This is a genomic window from Amycolatopsis bullii (assembly GCF_014654205.1).
In the GTDB taxonomy this organism is placed as follows: Bacteria; Actinomycetota; Actinomycetes; order Mycobacteriales; family Pseudonocardiaceae; genus Amycolatopsis; species Amycolatopsis plumensis.
The window spans coordinates 59,830-82,692 of record NZ_BNAW01000006.1; the positions used below are offsets into that span (position 1 = coordinate 59,830).

Here is a 22,863-nt window from a genome sequence, read left to right on the forward strand (position 1 = left end):
TGATTTGGAGTACGGTCCACCAGGTGGGAGCCGGTAAGCTCGGCGCCATGCGCGTTCTCGTCGTCGACAACTACGACAGCTTCGTCTACAACCTGGTCCAGTACCTGGCCCAGCTCGGCGCCGACTGCACGGTCTGGCGCAACGACGTCGTGGACCTCGACCGCGTGCCCGAGTTCGACGCCGTGCTCGTCTCGCCGGGTCCGGGCACCCCCGAACGCGCCGGCCAGAGCATGGACGTCATCCGCAAGTGCGCCGAGACGCGCACGCCGATGCTCGGCGTCTGCCTCGGCCACCAGGCGCTCGGCGTCGTCTACGGCGCCACCGTCGACCGCGCACCCGAGCTGCTCCACGGCAAGACGAGCCAGGTCCGGCACACCGGCGTGGGCATCCTCAAGGACCTGCCGGAGGAGTTCACGGCCACCCGGTACCACTCCCTGACCGTGCTGCCCGACACGATCTCCGACACCGTCTTCGAGATCACCGGCCGCACCGAGTCCGGCATCGTGATGGGCATGCGCCACCGCGAGCTGCCCCTGGAAGGCGTCCAGTTCCACCCGGAGTCCGTGCTCACCGAGGGCGGCCACCGGATGCTCGCGAACTGGCTGGCCGCGGCGGGGCACCCCGTCGATCCGGTGCGGGTGAACGAGCTCGAGCGTGCGACCAAGGCGCTCCAGAAGGCCGCTGTTGCGTGATCCGGCTCGAGGGGGTCGGCAAGCGGTACGGGCGCGGTGACTTCGTCCTGCGCGACGTCGACCTGACCGTCGAGCCCGGGCACGTCGTCGGCATCCTCGGCAGCAACGGCTCCGGGAAGTCGACGCTGCTGCGGATCATGGCCGGCGTCTCGCACGCGACCACCGGGTCGCTCACCGGCACCCCGCGGATCGGCTACCTGCCGGATCGCTTCCCGGCCGGCCAGCGCATGGGCGCCCGCGCCTACCTGCGGCACATGGCGCGCATCCGGGGCCTCACCGACCTCTCGGTGATCGATCCGCTGCTCGAACGGCTCGCTCTCGTCGGCGGCCCGGCGGCTCCGCTGCGCACGCTGTCCAAGGGCAACGCCCAGAAGGTCGGGCTCGCGCAGGCCGTGATGGTCCGGCCCGACCTGCTGATCCTCGACGAGCCGTGGTCCGGCCTCGACGTCGGCACGCACACCATCCTCGGCGAGCTCGTGGCCGAGACGCGGGCGCGCGGGGCGAGCGTCGTGTTCACCGACCACCGGCCGCAAGTGGTGCACGACCACGCCGACGTCGTCCACCTGATGAACGACGGCAGGCTGACCGCCGAGAGCGCGGAGCCGACCACCCGGATCGTCCTGCGCGGCGGCGGCACCGGCTGGGCCGACGAGCCCGGCGTGCGGCACGCCGTCGCCGAAGGACCCCACGTGGTGCTGACGGTCGAGGTCGCCCGCGTCGACGCGGTCCTGCGGCGGGCGCTCGAAGACGGCTGGTCGGTGCGGGAGGTGGCGCCGTGCTCGCCCTGACGCGGTACTACCTGGCGCTGCTCGGCCATTCGCAGCGGTACCTGCCGGCGTTGCTGGCCTACCTCGCCCTGTGCGTGATCCTCTACGCCGACCCGCATTCGCCGCCGCTGCCGCTGTTCGGCGTCAGCGCCGGCGGGTTGCTCGTCGTCTCGTGCTGGCTGACGATCGCGCTGCTCGACATCGAAGACCCGGTGCAGCGCCTGGTGACCCTGAGCCACGCGCGCCAGTGGCGGCGGATGATCACCGGCGCGATCCTCACCGTGCTGGCCTGTTCGCTGGTCCTCACCGCGATCACCGCGGTGTGGTCGGCGATCAAGTCGTTGAAGGTCCAGCCGTCCGCGCTCGGCATCGGGTTGCTCGCCCACCTCGCGTGCGCGCTGCTCGGGATCGCCATCGCGCTCCCGTGCTCGCGGCTGCTGGTCCACCGCATCGGCTGGACGGTGCTCGCCGCGGTGATCACGCTCGTCGTCGTCCTGCTGGCGAAGATCCCGCTGGTCCACCCTTTGCTGCACGCCCTGACCGACGACGAGCCGGTCGGTGGCCCGCTGGTGCTCGCGCTGGTGACGGCGGTGGCGATGCTGGCGGTCAGCTACTTCGCCGTTTCGGAACTCGTGCGCCGCCGCTCCTGACGGCAAATTGCAGAATTCAATTCACGCACCGCTCTTCCAGCAGGACCACGCGGACGGCTAAGGTTCGGGGCCTCTCCGGTTCTGGGTGAAGGGAGATCGGGTGACGGCTGGGATCGTCGCGATCACCGTGCCGAACTCCGGCGGCGAGCTTCCGGAACTCGCCGCGTGGCTGCGCGGCGAAGACGAACTCCGCGGCCGCGTCCAGGTCTTCGACGCCGTCGTCGTCGGCGTTTCGAGCACCTCCGCCGACGTCTTCTGCCGCTCGCTCTTCGCGTGGCTGACGCGCTGCCGGGAAGCCCGTGTCTCGCTGAAGGTCAAACGCTCGGGGGCCGCCGAGGAACTCGAGCTCGATTTCGGTGCCGCGAGCGACGCCGATCAGGTTCTCGGTGCCGTGCAAGGGTTCCTCGACCAGTCCTGACCGACGAAGAAGGCCCGCACGGTTCGCCGTGCGGGCCTTCTTCGCGTTGCTTGCTAGTTGGAGGTTCTCGTCGGTGGCGTGAGGGTGAAGGACGGGAAGCCGTTGCCTTCGGACACGTTGATCGTGACGTTCTGATCCTTGTTGATCTGCGTGCCCGGTTGCGGGTTCTGACCCGTGATCGTGCCCTCGGGCGCGTTGCTGTTCTTGTCGGACTTCTGGTTGAACTTGCCGGTCCAGCCCATGCTCGTCAGCTTGTCCTGCGCCTGTTCGAAGGTCATCCCGGCCAGCTGCGGCATCTGGATCTGGCTCGAGCTGTCCGGCCCGGTCGACACGGTCAGCACGATCTGACTGCCCACCGTCAGCTGCCCGCCGTTCGGGTTCTGGGTGATGACCGTGTCCTTCGGCACCGTCTCCGAAGCCTGGTCGACCCGCTTCGTCGTGAAGCCCTGGCTTTCCAGCGACGACTTGGCCTTCGAGTACGGCTGGCCGGTGAAGTCGGTGACCGCCTTGAGCTGCTTCGACTTGCCGACCGTGATCCGCACGGTGGCGCCCTGGTCGACCTGGGAATTGGCGGACGGGGTCTGCGTCTGCACCAGGCCGGCCTGGTTGGGGTCGGAGACCTCGGTCTCCTGGACGTTCGGGTCGAGGGTCAGCTTCGCGTCGGTGAGCGCCTGCTCGGCCTGATCACGCGTCTTGCCCTTGAGGTCCGGCACGTTGGCCTTGCCCGGTGCCACGCCGACGTACAGCGTGATCGTCGTGTTGGGCGCGACCGAAACCCCCGCCGCCGGATCAACCTTGACGACCCGGTTGACGTCCTCCTGGGTGCACGACGGGCTGCCATCGGTCGGCTGCACCCCGCAGGTCACCGGCTTCTGATCGACCTTGCCGTTGAACCCGCTGCTGCTCAGCATCTCCCGCGCCTGCGGGACCGTCTGGTGCACCACGTTGGGGATCGCCACGGTGCTCGGGTCGTTGCTCTTGAACGCGTTCGACAGCCACATGATCAGCAGCACCGAACCCAGGACGAAGACCGCTGCCAGGACCGCGAACAGCGTGCGGCGCCGCCGCTTGGCCTTCGGATCCTCGTCGTCCGGCTCGGCGTACTCCTCGTAGCGGGCCGGCTGCCGCCGGTCGGCGTTCATCACCTGCGTGCGCTCGTCCTCGGACATCACCATCGGCGCCGCCGGGCGCTGGCCCGAAAGCGTGCGCACCAGGTCCGAGCGCATTTCCGCCGCCGACTGGTAGCGGTTCGCCGGGCCCTTGGCCAGTGCCTTCAGCACGACCGCGTCCAGCTCCGGCGCCACCGCCGGGTTCACCGACGACGGCGGGTTCGGGTCCTCCCGGACGTGCTGGTAGGCGACCGCGACCGGGGAGTCCCCGGTGAACGGCGGTTCGCCGGTGATCAGCTCGTACAGCACGCAGCCGGCGGCGTAGACGTCGGACCGGGCGTCGACCGACTCGCCGCGGGCCTGCTCCGGCGACAGGTACTGCGCCGTACCGATCACCGCGGCCGTCTGGGTCATCGAGGCCTGGCCGTCGTGCATCGCCCGCGCGATGCCGAAGTCCATCACCTTGACCGCGCCGTTCTTCGTGATCATCACGTTGGCCGGCTTGACGTCGCGGTGCACGATGCCGTGCCGGTGCGAGAAGTCCAGCGCCGCGCAGACGTCGGCCATGACCTCCATCGCCCGCTTCTGCGACATCGGGCCCTCGGTCTTGACGATGTCGCGCAGCGTCCGGCCTTCGACGTACTCCATGACGATGTACGGCAGCGGCCCGAACTCGGTGTTCGCCTCACCGGTGTCGTAGACCGCGACGATCGCCGGGTGGTTCAGCGCGGCGGCGTTCTGCGCCTCCCGGCGGAAGCGCTCCTGGAACTGCGGGTCCCTGGCGAGGTCGGCACGCAGGATCTTGATCGCGACTTCCCGGCCGAGACGCACGTCGTGGCCGTGATGGACCTCGGACATGCCTCCGTAGCCGAGCGTTTCGCCCAGCTCGTACCGGTTGGAGAGCAGTCTGGGTGTGCTCATCTCTGGATGCCGTTCCATTCCGTCCAAGGTGTGGTCATGATGCCTTGCCGGCCATCGTCGGTCGTGCCGGGAGTGCCTGCCGGGTAGACGCTCGAAGACTGCTCCGCGGGCGCCTGTCTGCCCGGGAGCACCTGGCTCTGCGTCTGGCCGGTGTGCGGCGGCGAGCCGCTGCCGCCGCCGCCCAGCATCTTCGCCACCAGCACGATGCCCGCCACCAGGACAACGAGCAGGATCGCCGCGAGAAGCGCCCACCAGCCCCACTGCGTCTTCTTCCGTGCGGCCGGCAGCATCACCTGCCGCGGGGCGGGACGCGACGGCGGGCCGATGGCGATCATCGGGTTCATCGCGGGGGACGGCGGACCGCCCGGCATCGGCTGTTGCTGCGGGGGAAGCTGCTGCGGCGGGATCGGCACCGGCATCGACGGCGGTGGCTGCTGCTGCACCTGCGGCGGCACCACCGGCTGCTGGCCGGTCGTGTAGGTGGCGTTCACCAGCCCGGACGGCGTGGGCAGCGGCAGCCCGGCGCGGACCGCGGCCACGGCGGACGCGAACTCGCCGCCGTTGTTGTAGCGCTGCCGCGGATCCTTGACCAGCGTCGCTTCGATCACCGCGCGGGCCGCGGGCGGCACGTCCGGCGGCAGCGGCGGCGGGAGGTCGCGGATGTGCATCATCGCGACCGTCACGGCGTTCTCGGACAGGAAGGGCCGGTGCCCGGCGAGGCATTCGTAGCCGCACACCGCCAGCGAGTAGACGTCGGACGCCGGCTCGGCCGGTTGCCCGAGCGCCTGCTCCGGGGCGATGTAGTGCGCGGTGCCCATGACCATGCCGGACCGGGTGACCGGCGCGGCGTCGGCCGCCTTCGCCACGCCGAAGTCGGTGATCTTCACCTGCCCGGCCGAGGTCACCAGGATGTTGCCCGGCTTGACGTCGCGGTGGACCAGGCCGTGGGAGTGCGCCGCCTGCAGCGCGTTGCCCGCCTGCTCGAGCATGTCGAGGGTGAACTCCGCCGACAGCCGCCCGTGCTTGGCCAGCAACCCGGCCAGCGGGTCGCCGTCGACGAGCTCCATCACCAGGTACGCGATCGACAGGTCGCCGTCGAGGATGGTTTCGCCGTAGTCGTGCACCGCGGCGATGCCGGGGTGGTTGAGGGACGCCGTCATCCGCGCTTCGGTGCGGAAGCGGTGGAGGAACTCGGCGTCGCCGGAGAGTTCGGCCTTGAGGATCTTGACGGCCACGGTCCGGTCGAGCCGGGTGTCGCTGGCCTGCCAGACCTCACCCATCCCGCCGACGGCGATCCGGCTCGTCAGCTTGTAGCGGTCGGCCAGCAGCTGACCGGAGGACAGCATGCGCTATCCACCCCCGAGCTTCGCGTTGATGGCCGCACGGCCGATTTCCGCCGCGACCGTGCCGCCGGTGGCCGCGAGGCCGCGGTTGCCGCCGTCCTCGACGATCACGGCGACCGCGATCTGCGGGTTGTCGACCGGGGCGAAGGCGGTGTACCAGGCGTGCGGTGCGGTGTTCTTGGAGTCCGTTCCGTGTTCGGCGGTGCCGGTCTTCGACGCGATCTGGACGTCCGCGCGCTTGCCACCGCCCTTGGTGAAGCCTTCGGAAGCGACCATCATGTCCTTGAGGATGGCGGCGTTCGCCGACGACAGCGCCGGGGTGCCGGTGAGTTCGGTGGGGCTGTAGTCCTCGATCGTCGACAGGTCCGGTGCCAGCACCGACTGCACCAGCTGCGGTTTCATCGCCATTCCGCCGTTGGCCACGGTGGCCGCGAGCAGGCAGTCCTGCAGCGGCGTGAGCCGGACGTCGCGCTGGCCGATGCCGCTCTGGAAGAGCGCGCCCTGCGAGTCGAGCGGGCCGACGGTCGACGGGGCGACCTTCATCGGCACGGTCAGGTCGGTCTGCCCGATGCCGAAGTTCGCCGCCGTCTTCTTCATCTTGTCCGGGCCGAGCTTGCCGGCGAACTCCGCGAACGGCACGTTGCAGGAGTGCGCGAGCGCGTCCTTGAACGTGTCGCCGGGGCAGCCCTGGCCCGCGTAGTTCTCCAGCGTGACGTTCGTGCCGGGGAGCTTGGTGTTCGGCGCGGTGTTGACCTTCGTGTCCGGGCCGTTGCCGTCCTCGAGCGCGGCCGCCGCGGTGACCAGCTTGAACGTCGATCCCGGCGGGTAGGTCTCCGAGATCGCCCGGTTCAGCATGGGCTTCTTCGGATCCTTGTTGTTCGCGGTCCAGGCGTCGGTCTGCGCCTTCGACGTGTGCTGAGCGAGCGCGTTCGGGTCGTACGACGGCGTCGAGACCATCGCCAGGATCCGCCCGGTGCTCGGCTCCATCGCGACGACGGCGCCGGTGTAGCCCTTCTGCGTCATCAGGTCGTACGCGGCCTTCTGCACGGCCGGGTCGATGGTCAGCCGGACGTTGCCGCCGCTGGGGTCGCGGCCGGTGACCATGTCCGACAGCCGCCGCACGAACAGCCGCGGGTCGGAGCCGTTGAGGACGTCGTCCTCGGCGCGCTCCAGGCCGCCGGCCCCGTAGTTGATCGAGTAGTAGCCGGTGACCGGCGCGTACATCGGGCCGTCGGCGTAGGTCCGGATGTACTTGTACTTGTCGTTCGACGGGTTGACGCTGGCCAGCACCTCGCCGTTGGCCTGCGACACGATCTTGCCGCGCTGGCGGGCGAACTCGTCGTAGAGCACGCGGGCGTTGCGCGAGTCGGTGCGGTAGTCGTCGGCCTTCACCACCTGGATGTAGGTGGCGTTGGCCAGCAGGAGGACGACCATCACGAGCATCGCCATGCCGACCTTGCGGAGCGGGGTGTTCATGCCTGCGCGCCCCCCTCCGCCGGCGGGCGCTGCACGAGCACGGTGTGCGCTTCCGCGATCGGGGCCTGCGGCTGCTGCTGCGGCTTCGGGCGGGCGGCGGGCTTGCGGGCCGCGTCGGAGATGCGGAGCAGCAGCGCGACCAGGATGTAGTTCGCGAGCAGCGACGAACCACCCTTGGACAGGAACGGGGCGGTGATACCGGTCTCCGGGATGAGTTTCGTGACCCCGCCGACGACGACGAAGATCTGCATGACCATGGTGAACGCGAGCCCGCCGCCCAGCAGCTTGCCGAACGTGTCGCGCACGGCCAGCGCGCTGCGCATACCGCGCATCGCGACCAGCAAGTACAGCATCAGCACCGCGGCCAGCCCGATGAAGCCGAGCTCTTCGCCGATCGACGCGGTGATGAAGTCGGTGTTGGCCTCGGGCACCATGTCCGGCCGTCCGGCGCCGAGCCCGGTGCCGCCGACGCCGCCGGTGCCGAGGCCGAACAGGCCCTGCGCCAGCTGGTAGCCGCCGCCGGCCTGGTCGTAGGTGGCCAGCGGGTCCAGCCAGTTCGCCACGCGCTGCTGGACGTGCGAGAAGAGGTTGTAGGCGATGACGCAGCCGACGGCGAAGAAGCTGAGGCCCAGCACGACCCAGATGACCCGCTCGGTCGCGACGTACAGCATCACCAGGATGACGCTGAAGAACAGCAGCGACGTGCCGAGGTCCTTCTCGAACACCAGGATGCCGATGCAGGCGAACGCGGCGATCAGGATCGGGCCGAGGTCGCGGGCGCGCGGGAGCTCGACGCCGACGAGCTTCTTGCCCGCCACCATGAACAGGTCCCGCTTCGACACCAGGAACGACGCGAAGAAGATCATCAGCAGGATCTTCGCGAACTCGCCGGGCTGGATCGAGAAGAACGGCAGCTTCAGCCACACCTTGGCGCCGTTGACCTCGGACAGGCTCGACGGCAGCAGCGCGGGCAGCGCCAGTGCGGCGATCCCGATCAGGCCCGCGGTGTAGCCGTAGCGGGTCAGCGTGCGGTGGTCGTTGACCACGATCAGCACCACGACGAAGAACACGAGCGAGATGACCGTGAACAGCACCTGCGCGGTGACCGCGGGCGTGTAGTCCTTGCCCTGCTGCGTGGCGCGCTCGGCCAGGGCCAGGTCGATCCGGTGGATCATCACCAGCCCGATGCCGTTCAGCAGCGCGACGCAGGGGAGCAGCACGGGGTCGGCGTACGGCGCCCACTTGCGGACGGCCAGGTGCGCGCCGGTCAGCACGCCGAGGTAGGCCAGGCCGAGCCAGATGATCGACGCGGTGAGCTCCTGCTCCTGGTTCGCTTCCACCAGGACCAGCGCGATGGTGACGATGAACGTCGCGAACCCCAGCAGCACCAGCTCGGTGTTGCGGCGGGTCGGGACCTCGCGCGGCGGGTTCGTCTGGAACTGCGCGGCGAGCGGTTCGGCGGCGCGCGCGGCGGGCTGGCTCATCAGTTACCGCCTCCCGTCGTCGGTGCCGTCGAACTCGGCGTCGAGCAGTCCCTCCCCGCTGGCTGGTTCGCCGACGACGGAGCAGTGGAGCCGGCCGGAGCCGACGGAGTCGTCGTCGGCGTGGCCGTAGGGGTCGGCGTCGAGGACGGCTGACCGCCCGCCGGCGCGCAGTTGTTCAGGCGCTTGCGCAGCTGCAGGAAGTCGTCGATGTACTTCCGCGCCTCGTCGAGGCTGTCCTTCTTGACGCCGTTCTGCACCGCCAGCCGCGCGTCCTCCTGGAGCTGGGAAACGCGCAGCTTGTCCGTGCACACCTGGCTCGGCGGGCAGGACCCCTGCTCGTACGCGTGCAGGTCGATGCCGAGAATGCTGCCGGGGACGCCGCGGTAGATCACGACCTCCCCGTCCGATCCCTCGCCGACATAGTACTGACTCAGCACGAAGTAGCGGGTCGCGATGGCGGCCGCGGCGAGCACCACGAGGACGACGAGCGCGCCGGCCAGCCAGCGGAACCGCTTCCGGCGGCGGGCCTTCGGGTCTTCCTGGGGCTGCGGGAGTTCCTGGCGCGGCGGCGGGGGCGGCTGGGTCAGCGCCCTGGCCCGCGCGGCGGGCGAGTCGCCCTGGTGCCGTTCGTCGCTGCCGTCCCCGGCGGCGCCGCCCACGATGGGCGCGTCCTCGCCGAAGTCGACGTCGACCACGTCGGCGATGATCACCGTGACGTTGTCGGTGCCGCCGCCCTTGAGCGCCAGCTCGATCATCCGGTCCGCGCACTGCTGCGGGTCCGCGATCTGCACGGCCTCGGCCAGCGTCTCGTCGCTGACCATGCCGGACAGGCCGTCGGAGCAGATCAGGTACCGGTCGCCGGCGCGGGCCTCGCGCACGGTCAGGCTCGGCTCGACCTCGTGGCCGGTGAGCGCCTTCAGCAGCAGCGACCGCTGCGGGTGCACCGCCGCCTCTTCGGGCGTGATCCGGCCCTGCTCCAGGAGTTCGTTGACGAAGCTGTCGTCGCGGGTGATTTGCGCGAACTGACCGCCGCGCAGCAGGTAGGCCCGCGAGTCGCCGACGTGCACCAGCCCCAGCCGGGTGCCGGCGAACAGGACGGCGGTGAGCGTGGTGCCCATGCCGTCGAGGTCCGGGTCCTGCGAGACGAGTTCGGCGATCGCGGCGTTGCCGTTCGCCACCGCCTCGCGCAGCTGGGCGAGGAGGTCGTCGCCCGGCTCGTCGTCGTCGAGCGGGGCGAGGGAGGCGATGACGACCTTGCTGGCGACTTCACCCGCCGCGTGCCCACCCATGCCGTCGGCGAGCGCGAGCAGGCGAGGGCCGGCGTACACGGAGTCCTGGTTGCTCGAACGCACCAGGCCCCGGTCGCTGCGGGCTGCGTAGCGGAGGACGAGAGTCATGGGCGAAGCTCGATCACCGTCTTGCCGATCCGGATGGGGACTCCGAGCGGGACCCGGAGGGGTGCAGTGACCTTAGCCCGGTCGAGGTAGGTCCCGTTCGTCGAGCCCAGATCTTCCACGTACCAGTCCTCACCGCGCTGCGCGATCCGCGCGTGGCGGGTGGACGCGTAGTCGTCGTCGAGGACCAGCGTCGAGTCGTCGGCCCGGCCGATCAGGATCGGCCTGCCGTCCAGCGCGATGCGGGTCCCGGCGAGCGCGCCGTGCGTCACCAGCAGCTGCTGCGGCGACTTGCTGTTGCGCGGCTTCTTCTCCTTCTTGCGCCCGAAAGACGGCACCTGGACGCGCATGCCCGATGCCGCGTAGAGGTCCGAACGGACGACTCTGAGCGCGGCGAACACGAAGAGCCAGAGCAGCACGAGGAAGCCCACCCTGGTGAGTTGTACGACCAGCTCTGGCACTTGGTGTGTCCGCTCCCGACTCTTCCGCGCAGCCGCGACGCGGGTACGCCGCGGTCCCCCCGCACGTCAATTCTGCGGGAACAGTATTCCGGGTCCCCAGTCAGCCCTGTGTACGGAACACCAGGGACGAATGACCCACCCGGATGACGTCGCCGTCGGCGAGCTGCCAGGTCTGGACCGGGGTGCCGTTCACGGTGGTGCCGTTCGTCGAACCGATGTCGGCCAGCGTCGCGCTCTGGCCGTCCCAGGTGATCTCCAGGTGGCGGCGCGAGACGCCGGTGTCCGGCAGGCGGAAGTCGGCGTCCTGGCCGCGGCCCACGACGTTCCCGCCCTGCTTCAGCGAGTACGTGCGGTTCGAGCCGTCGTCCAGCTGCAGGCTCGCCGCGAGCTGGCGGCCCGGCGCCGGCGGGGCGTAGCCGCCCTGCTGGCCGTACGGGTCACCGGCCGGCTGGCCGTACGCCTGCTGCTGGCCGTACTGGTCGTACCCGCCCTGCTGCTGGGGCTGGCCGTACTGGTCGTAGCCACCCTGCTGGTAGCCGCCCTGGTCGTACCCGCCGCCCTGCGGCTGGCCGTAACCCTGGTCGTAGCCGCCACCCTGCGGCTGCGCGTAGCCGCCCTGGTCGTAGCCACCGCCCTGGGGCTGGCCGTAACCCTGGTCGTAGCCGCCCTGGTGCTGCTGGCCGTACTGGTCGTAGCCGCCACCCTGCTGCGGCTGGCCGTACTGGTCGTAGCCACCGCCCTGGGGCTGCTGGCCGCCGTACTGGTCGTATCCACCCTGCTGGCCGTAACCCTGGTCGTACCCGGGCTGCTGGCCACCCTGCTGTCCGTAGCCGTACTGGCCCTGCTGGCCGTACGGGTCACCCTGGTCGTATTGGCCGTAGCCGGGGGGCTGGCTCATTGCTGGGTCTCCTGCGTTGCTGGGTCGTGCCGACCGCGGTGAACCGGCGCCTGAGGGGCGGGCGTCGGGATCGACGGACGAACGGGTCTTGAACTGTCCAGTATGCAGCGCCTCGTTGCGCTCGAGTGATACGACGACGTCACCATAGGTGTCCAGGCCTTCGGCGGCGAGGTGTTCCGCCACCGCCTTGGCCAGCACCTGCGTGACGCGCTGCTCGTCGCCGGCCATGCGTTCGTGGTCAGTCGCCCCCAGGGACACGATGTAGTGATTCGGGGCGAGCTGCCGACCGCCTGCCAGCTCACGAACGTTTTCCTCACTCTCCCGCTCCAGGGCGATCGCCACTTCCTGCGTGACGACGTTGCCACCGAACATGCGCGCGAAAGTGTTCCCCACCAGGTTCTCGAGTCGCCTGTCGAATCTTTCGGCGCGGCCCACCGGGGAAAACCTCCTCACGCTCGTGCTTCCGCATCGATCCTATCCGGGTGAGCCAGCCTCTACACGGCCCCCGGTGAAAGCCGTTAAAACGACCTGCTAGTCTTCTCCTCGCTGCCGCAAGGAAGCACTCGGGCGAGTGGCGGAATGGCAGACGCGCACGGTTCAGGTCCGTGTGTCCGAAAGGACGTGAGGGTTCAACTCCCTCCTCGCCCACGCTGTTCAGGGGCCCGATCGCTAGCGCGATCGGGCCCCTTCCCATTTGCCTTATGTCTCCCGGGGGGCCGAGCCCCCCCGGACCCCCACGGTGCCTTTCGTCACCTTCCAGCGTGGTCCGGTGGATGTTCGCCCTGGGCGAAGTTAGGCCGTGTGGGTGGTGATCCAGTCCGCGATCACGTCCGCGCGGCTCGTGGTTTCGATGCCCGCGTGGGGGCAGTCCGGTCCCGTCGCCTCCAGCGAGACGAGCTCGTCGCCCGAGAAGTACGGGGCTCCCGAGTCGTAGGTGCACGCGCTCGTCGTGATCTCCGGGGCCGCGCCGCGGACCCCCAGCGTGGTCGGATCCACCTTCGTGATCGCCACCGTTCCCTGCTGGAGGCGGGTGGCCGGCTTGGGGTTCGCGCTCGTGAGGCTGCCCCAGCCCGCCAGCGTCAGCTGCTGGCCGACCTTCGGGACCGCGCGGCTCACCGCCAAGGGCGTCACCGCGGTCACCGGGGAGTCGAGGCGGATCAGGGCGACGTCGTTCTCCTTCGCCTGGAGGACCTCGGTCGCCTTGCGGGCGATGCCCGACTCCGTCTCCTCGTCGGTCATGCCCAGCGTCACCGTCGTCGGGTACGGGACCTTGCCCGAGACCCGGTCGCGGTGGGCGTCGTGGAAGCAGTGGCCGGTGGTCAGGACCCAGGCGGGCGCGACGAGCGCGCCCGTGCAGTAGCTGCTGTACGTCGAGCCGTCCGGGCGCGGGATCTTCGTCATCGCGAGCTTCGCGACGAACCCGTACTGGCCCGGCGGGACGTCGGAACCGTGGGCGACGGCCCAGGCGGCGGGAGCGGTGGAGACGGTCAGGACAGCAGCGGCGAGCAGGGCGCGCAGGCGCATTCTTCCCCTTCGTCGAGTCGGTGGTCGACGTTCGACGTTAGGGCCGCCGCCGCGGGCGGGGAATTCCCTGGCCGGGCGTCACCCGGTGGACCATCGGGTGACGCCCGGCCGCGACCGGGAGTGCGTCAGTTCACGCCGACCAGGTCGACGACGAAGATGAGCGTCTCGCCCGGCTTGATCACGCCGCCCGCGCCGCGGTCGCCGTAGGCCAGGTGCGGCGGGATGACCAGCTTGCGGCGGCCGCCGATCTTCATCCCCGCGACACCCTGGTCCCAGCCGGAGATGACCTGGCCGGCGCCGAGGCCGAAGCGCAGCGGCTCGCCGCGGTTCCAGGACGCGTCGAACTCTTCGCCGGTCGAGTGGGCGACACCGACGTAGTGCACGGTGACGGTCTTGCCCGCCGTGGCCTCCGCGCCGTCACCGACAGTGAGGTCGGTGATCTCGAGTTCGGCCGGAGCGGGTCCGTCCGGGCGGTCGATGAGGGGCTTTTCCAAGGTCATGGGCCTCACCGTACCCACGCGCCGGAGGCTGCGCCGATCGGACTACGCCCAAGGAGGGGAAAAACGCGAAAAGTCTTCACACTTCGCCTACTGCTGGGTAGCGTGCGCTACGTCACTTTTCTGGACTGAGGGGAGCCCGGCATGCGACGCCGCATCCGCGCCCTGACCGTTACGGCACTGGGGGCCCTCGTGGCCGGGCTGACCCAGGTCGCCGTCACCGCGCCGGCCGCCCAGGCGGCCGTGTCGCCCGACGACTACTGCGGGGGGCAGTGCAGCGACATCCTCCCGCCCGGTGAACAGGGCAGCGCCACCCTCGCGGAGATCCTGGCGCACAAGCTGCTCGGCACCCGCCCGGCGCACTCGGCCGACCAGCTCGGGAAGTACTCCTCGCTGGCCAACGGGTACAAGACGCTGACCACGAGCGCGATCAACCAGTACTTCAACGACTCCTCGTTCGGCGTCCCGGCCGACCAGGTGGCGAGCACGACGAAGCCGCGTGCCGACGTCACCATCGTGCGGGACAAGGCCCTCGGCGTCCCGCACATCACCGGGACCACCCGCGCCGGCACCGAGTTCGGCGCCGGGTACGCGGCCGCGCAGGACCGGCTGTGGCTGATGGACGTGCTGCGGCACGCCGCCCGCGGCCAGGTCACCTCGTTCGCCGGTGGCGCCCAGGCCAACCGCGAACTCGAGCAGCAGTTCTTCGCGAACGCGCCGTACACCGAAGCCGAGCTGCAGCAGCAGATCGACCGGACGGCCGCCAGCGGGCCGCGCGGCGCGCAGGGGCTCGCCGACGCGCAGGCCTACGTCGACGGCATCAACAAGTACATCAGCGACTCCTACAACGGCCGCTACTTCCCCGGCGAGTACGTGCTGACCGGGCACGTCGACTCCATCACCAACGCCGGGTCGATCGACCCGTTCAAGCTGACCGACCTGGTCGCGCTGGCCTCGCTGATCGGCGCCGAGTTCGGCGCGGGCGGCGGCGGCGAGGTCCAGAACGCCATCGCGAAGCTCGCGCTGCAGGAGAAGTACGGCGTCGTGCAGGGCGAGAAGGTGTGGCAGAGCCTGCGCTCGGAGGACGACCCCGAGGCGGTCAAGACGCTGCACGACGGCCAGACCTTCCCGTACGGCAAGACGCCGGCCAACGCGACCGGCCGGGCCATGCCGGACAAGAACTCGGTGACGCCGCAGCCGCTGGTGTTCGACCAGACCGGTTCGGCCGCCACCGCGACGCCGTCCACTGTGGACGTCGCAGCGCCCGCCGAGCAGGAGCCCGCCCGCGGGATGTTCGAGAACGGCGTGCTGCCGGCGAACATGCTCAGCGAGAAGCACGGCATGTCCAACGCGCTGCTCGTCTCCGGCGCCAAGACCGCCAGCGGCCACCCGGTCGCCGTGTTCGGCCCGCAGACCGGCTACTTCGCCCCGCAGCTGCTGCTGTTGCAGGAACTCCAGGGCCCGGGCATCAGCTCGCGCGGCGCGGCCTTCGCCGGGCTGAGCATGTACACGCTGTTGGGCCGCGGCCAGGACTACTCGTGGAGCGCGACGACGTCGGCGCAGGACATCATCGACACCTACGCGCTGCAGCTGTGCGACCCGAACGGCGGCACGCCGACGAAGGACTCGAACTACTACACCTACCAGGGCAAGTGCGTCCCGATGGAGACCGTGGAGGTCAAGAACGCCTGGAAGCCGACGGTGGCCGACGGGACCGCGGCCGGTTCGTACACCCTGCGCAGCTACCGGACCAAGTACGGGCCGGTGCAGAGCCGGGCGACCGTCGGCGGCAAGCCGGTGGCGTACGCGGCGCTGCGCTCGTCCTACTTCCACGAGGTCGACTCGCTCATCGGCTTCCAGGAGCTGAACGACCCGACCTTCGTCAAGTCCGCGGCCGACTTCCAGAAGGCCGCGTCCGACATCAACTTCACGTTCAACTGGTTCTACGCCGACTCGAAGGACATCGCGTACTTCAACTCCGGCGCCAACCCGGCCCGGCAGTCCGATGTGGACCCGAACATGCCGGTGTGGGGCGACCAGGGCCACGACTGGCAGGGCTGGAACCCGGCCGGCAACCTCGCGACCTACACGCCGGCGGCGCAGCACCCGCAGTCGGTCAACCAGGACTACTACGTCAGCTGGAACAACGCCCAGGCCAACGGCTACGCCGCGGCCGGCGCGGACAAGTCCGCCGTGCACCGCGTCGACCTGCTCGACTCCCGGGTCAAGCAGCTGATCTCCAGCGGCACCAAGGTCACCCGGGTCAACCTGACCCAGGCGATGGCGGACGCCGCGCTGGCCGACCTGCGTGCCGAGCGCGTCCTGCCGCTGCTGCTGCAGGTGCTCGACAAGACGCCGACCACCGGCGCGGCGGCGGACGCCGAGGCGAAGCTCAAGACGTGGCTCGCGAACGGCCACCTGCGCAAGGAGACATCGGCAGGCAGCAAGACCTACGCCGACGCCGACGCGATCCGCATCTTCGACGCCTGGTGGCCGCTGCTGGTCCAGGCCGAGTTCAAGCCGGGCATGGGTGACGCCGCCTACAACGCGATGACGAGCGTGCTCGGCATCAACGAAAGCCCGTCCGGCTGGCAGAACGGCAACGGCCAGCACACCGGCCAGCCCCACAAGGGCTCGTCGTTCCAGTACGGCTGGTGGGGTTACGTCAGCAAGGACATCCGGCAGGTGCTCGGCCAGCCGGTGGCGGGCCCGCTCGCGCAGACCTTCTGCGGCGGCGGCGACGTCACGGCCTGCCGCCAGGCGCTCGTCGACTCGCTGACCACGGCCGCCGGCCAGCCCGCGAACACCGTCTACCCCGGTGACGCGAACTGCTCGGCCGGTGACCAGTGGTGCGCCGACTCGATCATCCACAACCCGCTCGGCGGCATCACGCAGGACAAGATCAGCTGGCAGAACCGCCCGACGTTCCAGCAGGTCGTCGAGTACGCGGCGCACCGCGGCGACAACATCGCCAACCTGGCGGCGACGAAGACGGTCAGCGCCACGAGCGCCGAGACCGGCTTCTACAACTCGCCGGCGTCGAACGCGATCGACGGGAACGCCGCGACCCGCTGGGCCAGCGACTGGAGCGAAGACCAGGCGATCACCGTCGACCTCGGCTCGGTCCAGCAGGTCTCGCGGGTGCTGCTGAACTGGGAGTCCGCCTACGGCAAGAGCTACCGGATCCAGCTCTCGCCGGACGCGGTCAACTGGACGGACGCGGCGGTGGTCACCGACGGCGACGGCGGCCAGGACAACATCGCGTTCGCCACGACGACGGCCCGGTTCGTGAAGATGCAGGGCGTCCAGCGCGGGACCAAGTACGGCTACTCGCTCTACGAGTTCGAGGTGTACGCGCACTGATACCCGGCCGGGGCACGCGCGGACGCGTGCGTGCCCCGGCCTCCCCCTATCGTGAGGCGCATGGACGACTGGACGCCTCGCACCAAGGCCATCGCCGCCGGCCGGCCGCACGGTCCCGGTGAGCCGCTGAACACGCCGCTCGTCGCCACCAGCACCTACCAGGCCGGTGGCGACTTCGTGTACGCCCGCGGCGACGGGACGCCCACCTGGCACGCGCTCGAGGAAGCCGTCGGCGCGCTGGAGGGCGGCGAGGCGACGGCTTTCGCGTCCGGCGTCGCCACCCTCTCCGCGGTGCTGGACCTGCTGCCGGTCGGGTCGCGGGTCGCCGTCCCGACCTTCAGCTACGCCGTCACGCGCGGGGTGCTGGCCCACGCGCAGAAGCTCGGGAAGCTCGCCGTCACCGAACTCGACCCGGCCGACACCGGGGCCTGGGTCGCCGAGGCCGCGACGTCCGACCTGGTCTGGCTGGAGTCGCCGACCAACCCGACCCTCGACGTCATGGACATCGAGACGATCGCCGCCGCCGCGCGCGGCCGGGTCGTCGTCGACAACACCTTCGCGACGCCGCTGCAGCAGCGGCCGCTCGAGCTGGGCGCGGACGTCGTCGTGCACAGCGCGACCAAGCTCATCGGCGGCCACAGCGACCTGCTGCTGGGCATCACCGTGGCCAAGGACCCGGCGGTCGCGGCGGAACTCAAGGGCGCGCGGACGCGGGTCGGGTCGACGCCGGGCGCCCTCGAAGCGTGGCTCGCGCTGCGGGGGCTGCGGACCATGCCCGTCCGGCTCGCGGAGCAGTCCCGCACCGCCGCGCTGCTGGCTTCGCGCCTCGGTGAGCACCCCGCGGTGCGCCGGGTGCGCTACCCGGGCTTCGGGATGATGGTCTCCTTCGACCTCGCCGACGCCGAGACGGCGGACCGCTTCTGCGCGTCGGTCCGGCTGATCCGGGCGGCGACCAGCCTCGGCGGCGTCGAGAGCCTGGTCGAGCGGCGGGCGTGGCTGGCGGGCGAGGAGCGCGTCCCGCCCGGGCTGATCCGGTTCAGCGTCGGCCTGGAGGACCCCGAGGACCTGTGGGACGACCTGATGTTCGCCCTGACGGAGTAACGCGGGCCGCCGAACCGCCGATACTCGCAACATCGCAGGTCAACGTGTTGGGAGTGCATCGTGGGCAGAACGCTGAGCCGGGTCGCCGGAGTCGTTTTCGCGGGTGCGCTCGCCACCTTCGCCGCCGCGCCCGCCGCGCTGGCGCAGACGGAAACCAGCACGTCACCGACCGAAACGCCGACGTCCACTTCGGAGACTTCGACGTCGAGCAGCCCGACGAGCACGACCACGCCTTCGTCCACTTCGGTCACCCCGGCCACCACGCCGTCGTCGAGCACGAAGAGTGATGTCAAGACCACCGAACGGCGGATCGCACCCCCGACCCAGACCGAGGCCGCGCCGGACAAGCCCGTCGAGGAAGCGCCGAAGGACGACTACCAGGACAACGTCGGGCACGGCTTCATCGGCCTCGGTGGCGAGGGTGTCCTGGTCATCGCCTGCGCGGCCGGGCGGCCGGGCGAAGTCGCGACCCAGTACCTGAGCGTCACCGGTGGCCCGGACCAGGACGAGGCCGACGGCCGCCTGTGGAACTACTCCGTGCGCGTCGTCGACGCCCCGGCGGGCACCACCACCGCGAAGTTCAGCTGGACCTGCGGCGGTGCCGAGGGCAACGGCACCGTGGAGTTCGAGCAGAAGCAGCAGCCGCCGACCTCGACCGTCACCGTGACGGCGACCGCGACGAGTACGGCGACGAGCACCCCCACGGCCACGCCGTCGTCCGGTGCCCCGGCGTCGAGCACCACGCCGGGCACCACGACGACCAGCGCCACGCCCGCCGGCAACGCCGCTCCGAAGGCCCAGGTCAAGGTCGCGCCCAAGGGCGGCGTCGAGACCGGCTTCGGCGGCACCGCCCGGTGACCGCGCGGCGGGCGGGGGCAGCCCTCGCCCTCGTTCTGACGCTGGGTGCGTGCAGTACCCCGGAGCAGCCGAAAGCGGCGCCGGCGCCGGTTCCCTCCTCGGTGCCGGTGACCGTGCCGTTCAAGGGACTGCGCCCGACGTCGGTGAACATCCCGAAGATCGGCGCGGAGTCGAGCCTGCTGGCCGTCGCGGTGAAGCCCGACGGGTCGATCTCCGTCCCGTCGGTGCACACGCCGATGCAGGCGGCCTGGTACAAGCTCTCGCCGGTACCCGGTGACGTCGGCCCGGCGATCGTGCTCGGGCACGTCGACGGCGACAAGAAGCCGGGCATCTTCTTCAAGCTCAAGGACTTGGCGCCCGGGGACGAGGTCGACATCGACCGCAGCGACGGCAAGAAGCTCAAGTTCGTCGTCGACCGGGTCACCCAGGTCCCGAAGGAGACGTTCCCGCGCGACGCCGTCTACGGCAACAGCGACAAACCGGAACTGCGCCTGATCACCTGCGGTGGCGCCTTCGACCACGCCGAGCACAGCTATCAGGACAACATCGTCGTTTACGCGACCCTGGCCGGCTGATCCACCCCGAAAGCGCTGTCGGCGGCACTGTCCGATGTGGATTCCGCTGAGCCCGGACGTTACCGGTTTCCGCAGTGGTTTTCTTCACGTTCAAATCGGTTCCGGTATATACCAGTACTGGGGCAGGATGTCCGGGTCGCCCGATCTTGTGCGTTCGGCACCGGGCGGCGCGCGTAGTGGGGGTCATTGCGCGTTTTCCTTCCCGGGGAGTCACTTTGAAGAAGACCCTGGGCCGTCTCGCGGGCGCTGTGCTCGCGGGGGCCCTGCTCACGCTCACCGTTTCGCCTGCCGCGTTCGCGCAGGAGGCACCGGCCGGCACGACTGAAGCCGCGCCCAGCAGCGAGGCGCCGACGTCGACCGGGCTGCCCACCAGCACTCCGGTCCCGACCACGGAACAGCCCACCTCGCAGCCGCCGACCTCGGAGCCGCCGACGTCGCAGCCGCCGACGTCGACCGGCACCGGCACCGGCACGCCCACTTCGGGCAAGCCGACCAAGCCCACCACGCCGACCACCGAGCCGACCACCGAGCCGACCGACCCGTTCCCGCACGGCGACGACTACGTCGACGACGTCGCGTACGCGTGGGAGTTCGACGGCGGCCTCGGCGTGCTGGTCATCGCCTGCGCGGTGGGCGAGCCGAAGAACGTCGTCTCCGGCGACTTCTCCGTGGCCGCCGGCCCGTTCCAGGATGGTGCGGACGGCCGCTACTGGGGCTTCGACATCCAGCTGAACGAGGGCAAGCACCTGACCGACGACACCACGGTCTCCTGGTCCTGCGAGGGCAAGCCGGTCACCCGCCCGGTCGGCCACGGCGGCGGCTCGGCCACCGTCGGCGGCCAGGTCAAGGTGACCCCGAAGGCCGGCGGTGTCGAGACCGGCGGCGGCGCGACGGCCCGGTCCTGACCGCATGACCCAGCAGTTCCGCCGCGGCGGCCGCGTCCTCGCGGCCGCCCTGGCGCTGTCCTTCGCCCTGGCCGCCTGCGGGACGCCCGACTCGCAGCCGGCAGCCCCGTCGTCATCGGCGCCGTCCGTGCCGCCGGTGACCAAGCCGTTCGCCGGCCTGCGCCCGACGCAGCTCGACATCCCGAAGATCGGCGCGCAGTCGTCGCTGGTTTCGGTGCTGCCGAAGGCCGACGGCGGGATCTCGGTCCCGTCGGTGCACACGCCGATGCAGGCGGCCTGGTACAAGATGTCACCGGTTCCCGGCGAGACCGGTCCCGCGGTCGTGCTCGGGCACGTCGACGGCGACAAGAAGCCCGGGATCTTCTTCAAGCTGAAGGAGCTGGTGAAGGGGGACGAGGTGGACGTCGAACGCAGCGACGGCAAGAAGCTGAAGTTCGTCGTCGACCGGGTCGACCAAGTGCCGAAGGAGACGTTCCCGCGTGACGCGGTCTACGGCAACAGCGACAAGCCACAGCTGCGGCTGATCACCTGCGGTGGCGCGTTCGACCACGCCGAGCACAGCTACAAGGACAACGTCGTCGTGTACGCGAACCTAGCCGACGCCTGAGCCCGGGTACGGGAACTCCGGCTTCAGCTCGGTACCCGGGCACACCCAGCGGCGCATGCCCGCGTCGCAGACGGCGTAACCCCAGTTGATCAGGTTGTCCTGCACCTTCTCGGGCAACCTGGTCAGCCGGGTCTTCGTTTCGGCCAGCCGCCGGGTCTGCTCGACCGGCGCCGGCAGGGCGTCCGGCAGTTCGAAGTTCTCGATGTCGCTGTAGGTCGCCCAGTACGTCCCGGCGTACACCTTGTCCTCGTAGGACTTGAGCAGCGAGCCGGTGCGCAGCTCGCGGACCTGGTTGTCCATCACGGTCAGCACGCGCAGCAACTGCATCGGCCAGTTGTGCTTCGGCTTGCTCTCGTGCTTCATCTTCTTGCCCGCGTCGCTGACCAGGACGGTCGCCCGCTGGTTCTCGATCGGGTCGAGACCGAGGTTGTCGTAAACGCCCGCGTCGCTGAGCACGATCTTGCGGCCGGGCTGGTGCGGATCGGGGATCACGACCGGGGAGAGCATCGGCGGGAACGCCGAGGACGCGGCGACCGCGGTGGCCAGCGGGATCTGCCCGTGCGGGCCCGGCTGCCGGAAGAACCACCACAGCGAGCCGTCCTGCAGGCTGGTCGCGGTGAACACGAAGTTCGGGCCGGCCGGGTCGAGGTCCGCGAGGCAGCAGTCGCCGAAGAGGTGCTTCGCGTAGCGGCGCGCGAGTTCCTCCCCGGCACTGCGCCACGGCATCAGCATCGCCTTCAGCGTGACCGGAACGTCGAGGTTCGTGCGGGCCAGCCGCCGGATCGGCTGCACGACCTCCTTGCCGAAGTTCTCCGCGACGCCGTCCGCGCCGAACCACAGCTTGTTCCACGCGTGCGCCAGCACCCCCGCGGCGATCGAACCGCCGGAGACGCTGGAGACGGTGGTCAGCTTCGGCAGCCAGCCGAGTTCGTTGAGCCGCCAGAGCGCGCCGGCGTGGAAGAGCATTGCGCGGTAGCCGCCGCCCGAGAGCGCGAGGCCGACGCCGTCCCGTTTCGCCGAGTCCACGCGGCCGAGTCTATGGCCGCAGCAACGGCGTGAGCAGAGTCCGTTGCCCGGCGGGGACGTATTCGGCGTAGTTGTCGTACAACGCCTGTTTTGCCAGGTGCGCCGCCGCCGTACCGTCTTCCGCGCGGATCGCGTCGAGCACCTCGGCGTGGTGGGCGAGCCAGGCGCGCATCAGCGACGTCCGGTTGCTGGCGTGCTCGAGCTTGTCCTCGATCAGTTCCAGCACGACCCCGCGCACGACTTCCTCGCTGATCACCAGCAGGGGATTGCGGGAGATGCGGGCGATCACCTCGTGGAAGGCGACGTCCGCACGGCTGAACTCGGCATACCCGCGCGAGACGCCTTCGCGCATCGACTCCAGGGCCGCGTCGAGACCGGTCAGGTCGGCTTCGGTGCGGAGTTCGGCCGCGAGCAGGTGCGCCGAGCCGTCGAGGATCATCCGGAACTGCAGCAGTTCGGCGAGCCCGACGTGGTCGGCGCGGGCGAGCCGGTGCATCGAGCGGTGCAACGCGGCGGGCGAGGCGGCCAGCACCTCCGGCCCGCGCGGGTCCCCGGGCCGCGACCGGATCATCTCGGCGGCCTGCAGCACGCGTAGCGCTTCCCGGATCGTCGACCGGCCAACGCCGAACTGCGTCATCAGCTCGCGCTCGCTCGGCAGGCGTTCGCCCGGCTTGAGCTCGCCGCTGATCACGGCCTGCTCGATCTGCTCGACGACCCGCTCGTACGCGCGGACCGGAGCCACCGGTTCGAACCGCATCCCTTGACCTCGCCGTCCGCTCGGTGCAGGCTACTGG

The 22,863-nt window shown here is 70.3% G+C and carries 21 protein-coding genes and 1 tRNA gene; 11 read left to right on the forward strand and 11 right to left on the reverse strand.

What is annotated here, in order from left to right; translation table 11 throughout:
• The first annotated feature begins 47 nt into the window (after nucleotides 1-47).
• The 4 genes from IE317_RS10215 to IE317_RS10230 all read left to right on the forward strand — a co-directional run bounded on the left by IE317_RS10215 (nucleotide 48) and on the right by IE317_RS10230 (nucleotide 2,527).
• A complete protein-coding gene (locus tag IE317_RS10215) occupies nucleotides 48-692 on the forward strand; it encodes an aminodeoxychorismate/anthranilate synthase component II (protein WP_191308636.1) in 645 nt (214 codons plus the stop codon).
• Nucleotides 689-1,480: an ABC transporter ATP-binding protein gene (locus IE317_RS10220; protein WP_191308638.1), complete on the forward strand. Its 792-nt coding sequence runs from the start codon at nucleotides 689-691 to the stop codon at nucleotides 1,478-1,480. The genes IE317_RS10215 and IE317_RS10220 overlap by 4 nt, the downstream gene beginning before the upstream one ends.
• Entirely contained in the window at nucleotides 1,468-2,109 is a 642-nt protein-coding gene (locus IE317_RS10225; RefSeq protein ID WP_191308641.1) for a hypothetical protein, read from the forward strand. The genes IE317_RS10220 and IE317_RS10225 overlap by 13 nt, the downstream gene beginning before the upstream one ends.
• Nucleotides 2,110-2,209: 100 nt before the next feature.
• Nucleotides 2,210-2,527: an effector-associated constant component EACC1 gene (locus IE317_RS10230; protein ID WP_191308643.1), complete on the forward strand. Its 318-nt coding sequence runs from the start codon at nucleotides 2,210-2,212 to the stop codon at nucleotides 2,525-2,527.
• A gap of 53 nt (nucleotides 2,528-2,580) precedes the next feature.
• Here the strand turns inward: IE317_RS10230 and pknB are convergent, their stop codons facing one another.
• The 7 genes from pknB to IE317_RS10265 form a co-directional block, all read right to left on the reverse strand.
• A complete protein-coding gene (gene pknB, locus IE317_RS10235; protein WP_191308645.1) occupies nucleotides 2,581-4,557 on the reverse strand; it encodes a Stk1 family PASTA domain-containing Ser/Thr kinase in 1,977 nt (658 codons plus the stop codon).
• Complete coding sequence (locus tag IE317_RS10240) at nucleotides 4,554-5,903, reverse strand: serine/threonine-protein kinase (RefSeq protein ID WP_191308647.1); 1,350 nt, start codon at nucleotides 5,901-5,903, stop codon at nucleotides 4,554-4,556. The genes pknB and IE317_RS10240 overlap by 4 nt, the downstream gene beginning before the upstream one ends.
• A gap of 3 nt (nucleotides 5,904-5,906) precedes the next feature.
• Entirely contained in the window at nucleotides 5,907-7,376 is a 1,470-nt protein-coding gene (locus tag IE317_RS10245) for a peptidoglycan D,D-transpeptidase FtsI family protein (protein ID WP_191308650.1), read from the reverse strand.
• Nucleotides 7,373-8,860: an FtsW/RodA/SpoVE family cell cycle protein gene (locus tag IE317_RS10250; protein WP_191308652.1), complete on the reverse strand. Its 1,488-nt coding sequence runs from the start codon at nucleotides 8,858-8,860 to the stop codon at nucleotides 7,373-7,375. Before IE317_RS10250 ends, IE317_RS10245 begins: the two co-directional genes overlap by 4 nt.
• The gene (locus IE317_RS10255) at nucleotides 8,860-10,257 is read right to left on the reverse strand and encodes a PP2C family protein-serine/threonine phosphatase (protein ID WP_191308654.1); all 1,398 of its coding nucleotides are present in this window, start codon (nucleotides 10,255-10,257) and stop codon (nucleotides 8,860-8,862) included. The genes IE317_RS10250 and IE317_RS10255 overlap by 1 nt, the downstream gene beginning before the upstream one ends.
• Complete coding sequence (locus IE317_RS10260; protein ID WP_091305105.1) at nucleotides 10,254-10,715, reverse strand: FHA domain-containing protein FhaB/FipA; 462 nt, start codon at nucleotides 10,713-10,715, stop codon at nucleotides 10,254-10,256. The genes IE317_RS10255 and IE317_RS10260 overlap by 4 nt, the downstream gene beginning before the upstream one ends.
• Nucleotides 10,716-10,815: 100 nt before the next feature.
• Nucleotides 10,816-12,048: a DUF3662 and FHA domain-containing protein gene (locus IE317_RS10265; protein ID WP_191308657.1), complete on the reverse strand. Its 1,233-nt coding sequence runs from the start codon at nucleotides 12,046-12,048 to the stop codon at nucleotides 10,816-10,818.
• Nucleotides 12,049-12,178: 130 nt separating this feature from the next.
• Between IE317_RS10265 and IE317_RS10270 the strand changes: the two genes are divergently transcribed.
• Nucleotides 12,179-12,261 (forward strand) — tRNA-Leu (locus IE317_RS10270).
• A 144-nt stretch (nucleotides 12,262-12,405) separates the two neighbouring features.
• Here IE317_RS10270 and IE317_RS10275 read toward each other — a convergent pair.
• Both IE317_RS10275 and IE317_RS10280 read right to left on the reverse strand, forming a co-directional pair.
• Nucleotides 12,406-13,137, reverse strand: a complete 732-nt coding sequence (locus tag IE317_RS10275; protein WP_191308659.1) for a S1 family peptidase — start codon at nucleotides 13,135-13,137, stop codon at nucleotides 12,406-12,408.
• 125 nt (nucleotides 13,138-13,262) lie between these two features.
• The gene (locus tag IE317_RS10280; protein WP_191308661.1) at nucleotides 13,263-13,637 is read right to left on the reverse strand and encodes an FKBP-type peptidyl-prolyl cis-trans isomerase; all 375 of its coding nucleotides are present in this window, start codon (nucleotides 13,635-13,637) and stop codon (nucleotides 13,263-13,265) included.
• A gap of 141 nt (nucleotides 13,638-13,778) precedes the next feature.
• Between IE317_RS10280 and IE317_RS10285 the strand changes: the two genes are divergently transcribed.
• The 6 genes from IE317_RS10285 (at nucleotide 13,779) to IE317_RS10310 (ending at nucleotide 21,043) form a co-directional block, all read left to right on the forward strand.
• Nucleotides 13,779-16,997 (forward strand): penicillin acylase family protein, encoded by a 3,219-nt coding sequence (locus IE317_RS10285; RefSeq protein WP_191308663.1) that lies wholly within the window; start codon nucleotides 13,779-13,781, stop codon nucleotides 16,995-16,997.
• Nucleotides 16,998-17,057: 60 nt separating this feature from the next.
• Complete coding sequence (locus IE317_RS10290) at nucleotides 17,058-18,098, forward strand: trans-sulfuration enzyme family protein (protein WP_191308665.1); 1,041 nt, start codon at nucleotides 17,058-17,060, stop codon at nucleotides 18,096-18,098.
• Between the two features lie 60 nt (nucleotides 18,099-18,158).
• Entirely contained in the window at nucleotides 18,159-18,956 is a 798-nt protein-coding gene (locus tag IE317_RS10295; RefSeq protein WP_229902625.1) for a hypothetical protein, read from the forward strand.
• Nucleotides 18,953-19,531, forward strand: coding sequence for a class F sortase (locus tag IE317_RS10300; protein WP_191308667.1), 579 nt, complete (start codon nucleotides 18,953-18,955; stop codon nucleotides 19,529-19,531). The genes IE317_RS10295 and IE317_RS10300 overlap by 4 nt, the downstream gene beginning before the upstream one ends.
• Before the next feature lie 215 nt (nucleotides 19,532-19,746).
• Nucleotides 19,747-20,436, forward strand: a complete 690-nt coding sequence (locus IE317_RS10305; RefSeq protein ID WP_191308669.1) for a hypothetical protein — start codon at nucleotides 19,747-19,749, stop codon at nucleotides 20,434-20,436.
• 4 nt (nucleotides 20,437-20,440) lie between these two features.
• The gene (locus tag IE317_RS10310) at nucleotides 20,441-21,043 is read left to right on the forward strand and encodes a class F sortase (RefSeq protein WP_191308671.1); all 603 of its coding nucleotides are present in this window, start codon (nucleotides 20,441-20,443) and stop codon (nucleotides 21,041-21,043) included.
• Here IE317_RS10310 and IE317_RS10315 read toward each other — a convergent pair.
• Together IE317_RS10315 and IE317_RS10320 are read right to left on the reverse strand one after the other, a co-directional pair.
• Entirely contained in the window at nucleotides 21,029-22,069 is a 1,041-nt protein-coding gene (locus IE317_RS10315) for a patatin-like phospholipase family protein (RefSeq protein ID WP_191308673.1), read from the reverse strand. The genes IE317_RS10310 and IE317_RS10315 overlap by 15 nt on opposite strands.
• 10 nt (nucleotides 22,070-22,079) lie before the next feature.
• Nucleotides 22,080-22,826 (reverse strand): FadR/GntR family transcriptional regulator, encoded by a 747-nt coding sequence (locus tag IE317_RS10320; RefSeq protein ID WP_191308675.1) that lies wholly within the window; start codon nucleotides 22,824-22,826, stop codon nucleotides 22,080-22,082.
• Between the last annotated feature and the right edge of the window lie 37 nt (nucleotides 22,827-22,863).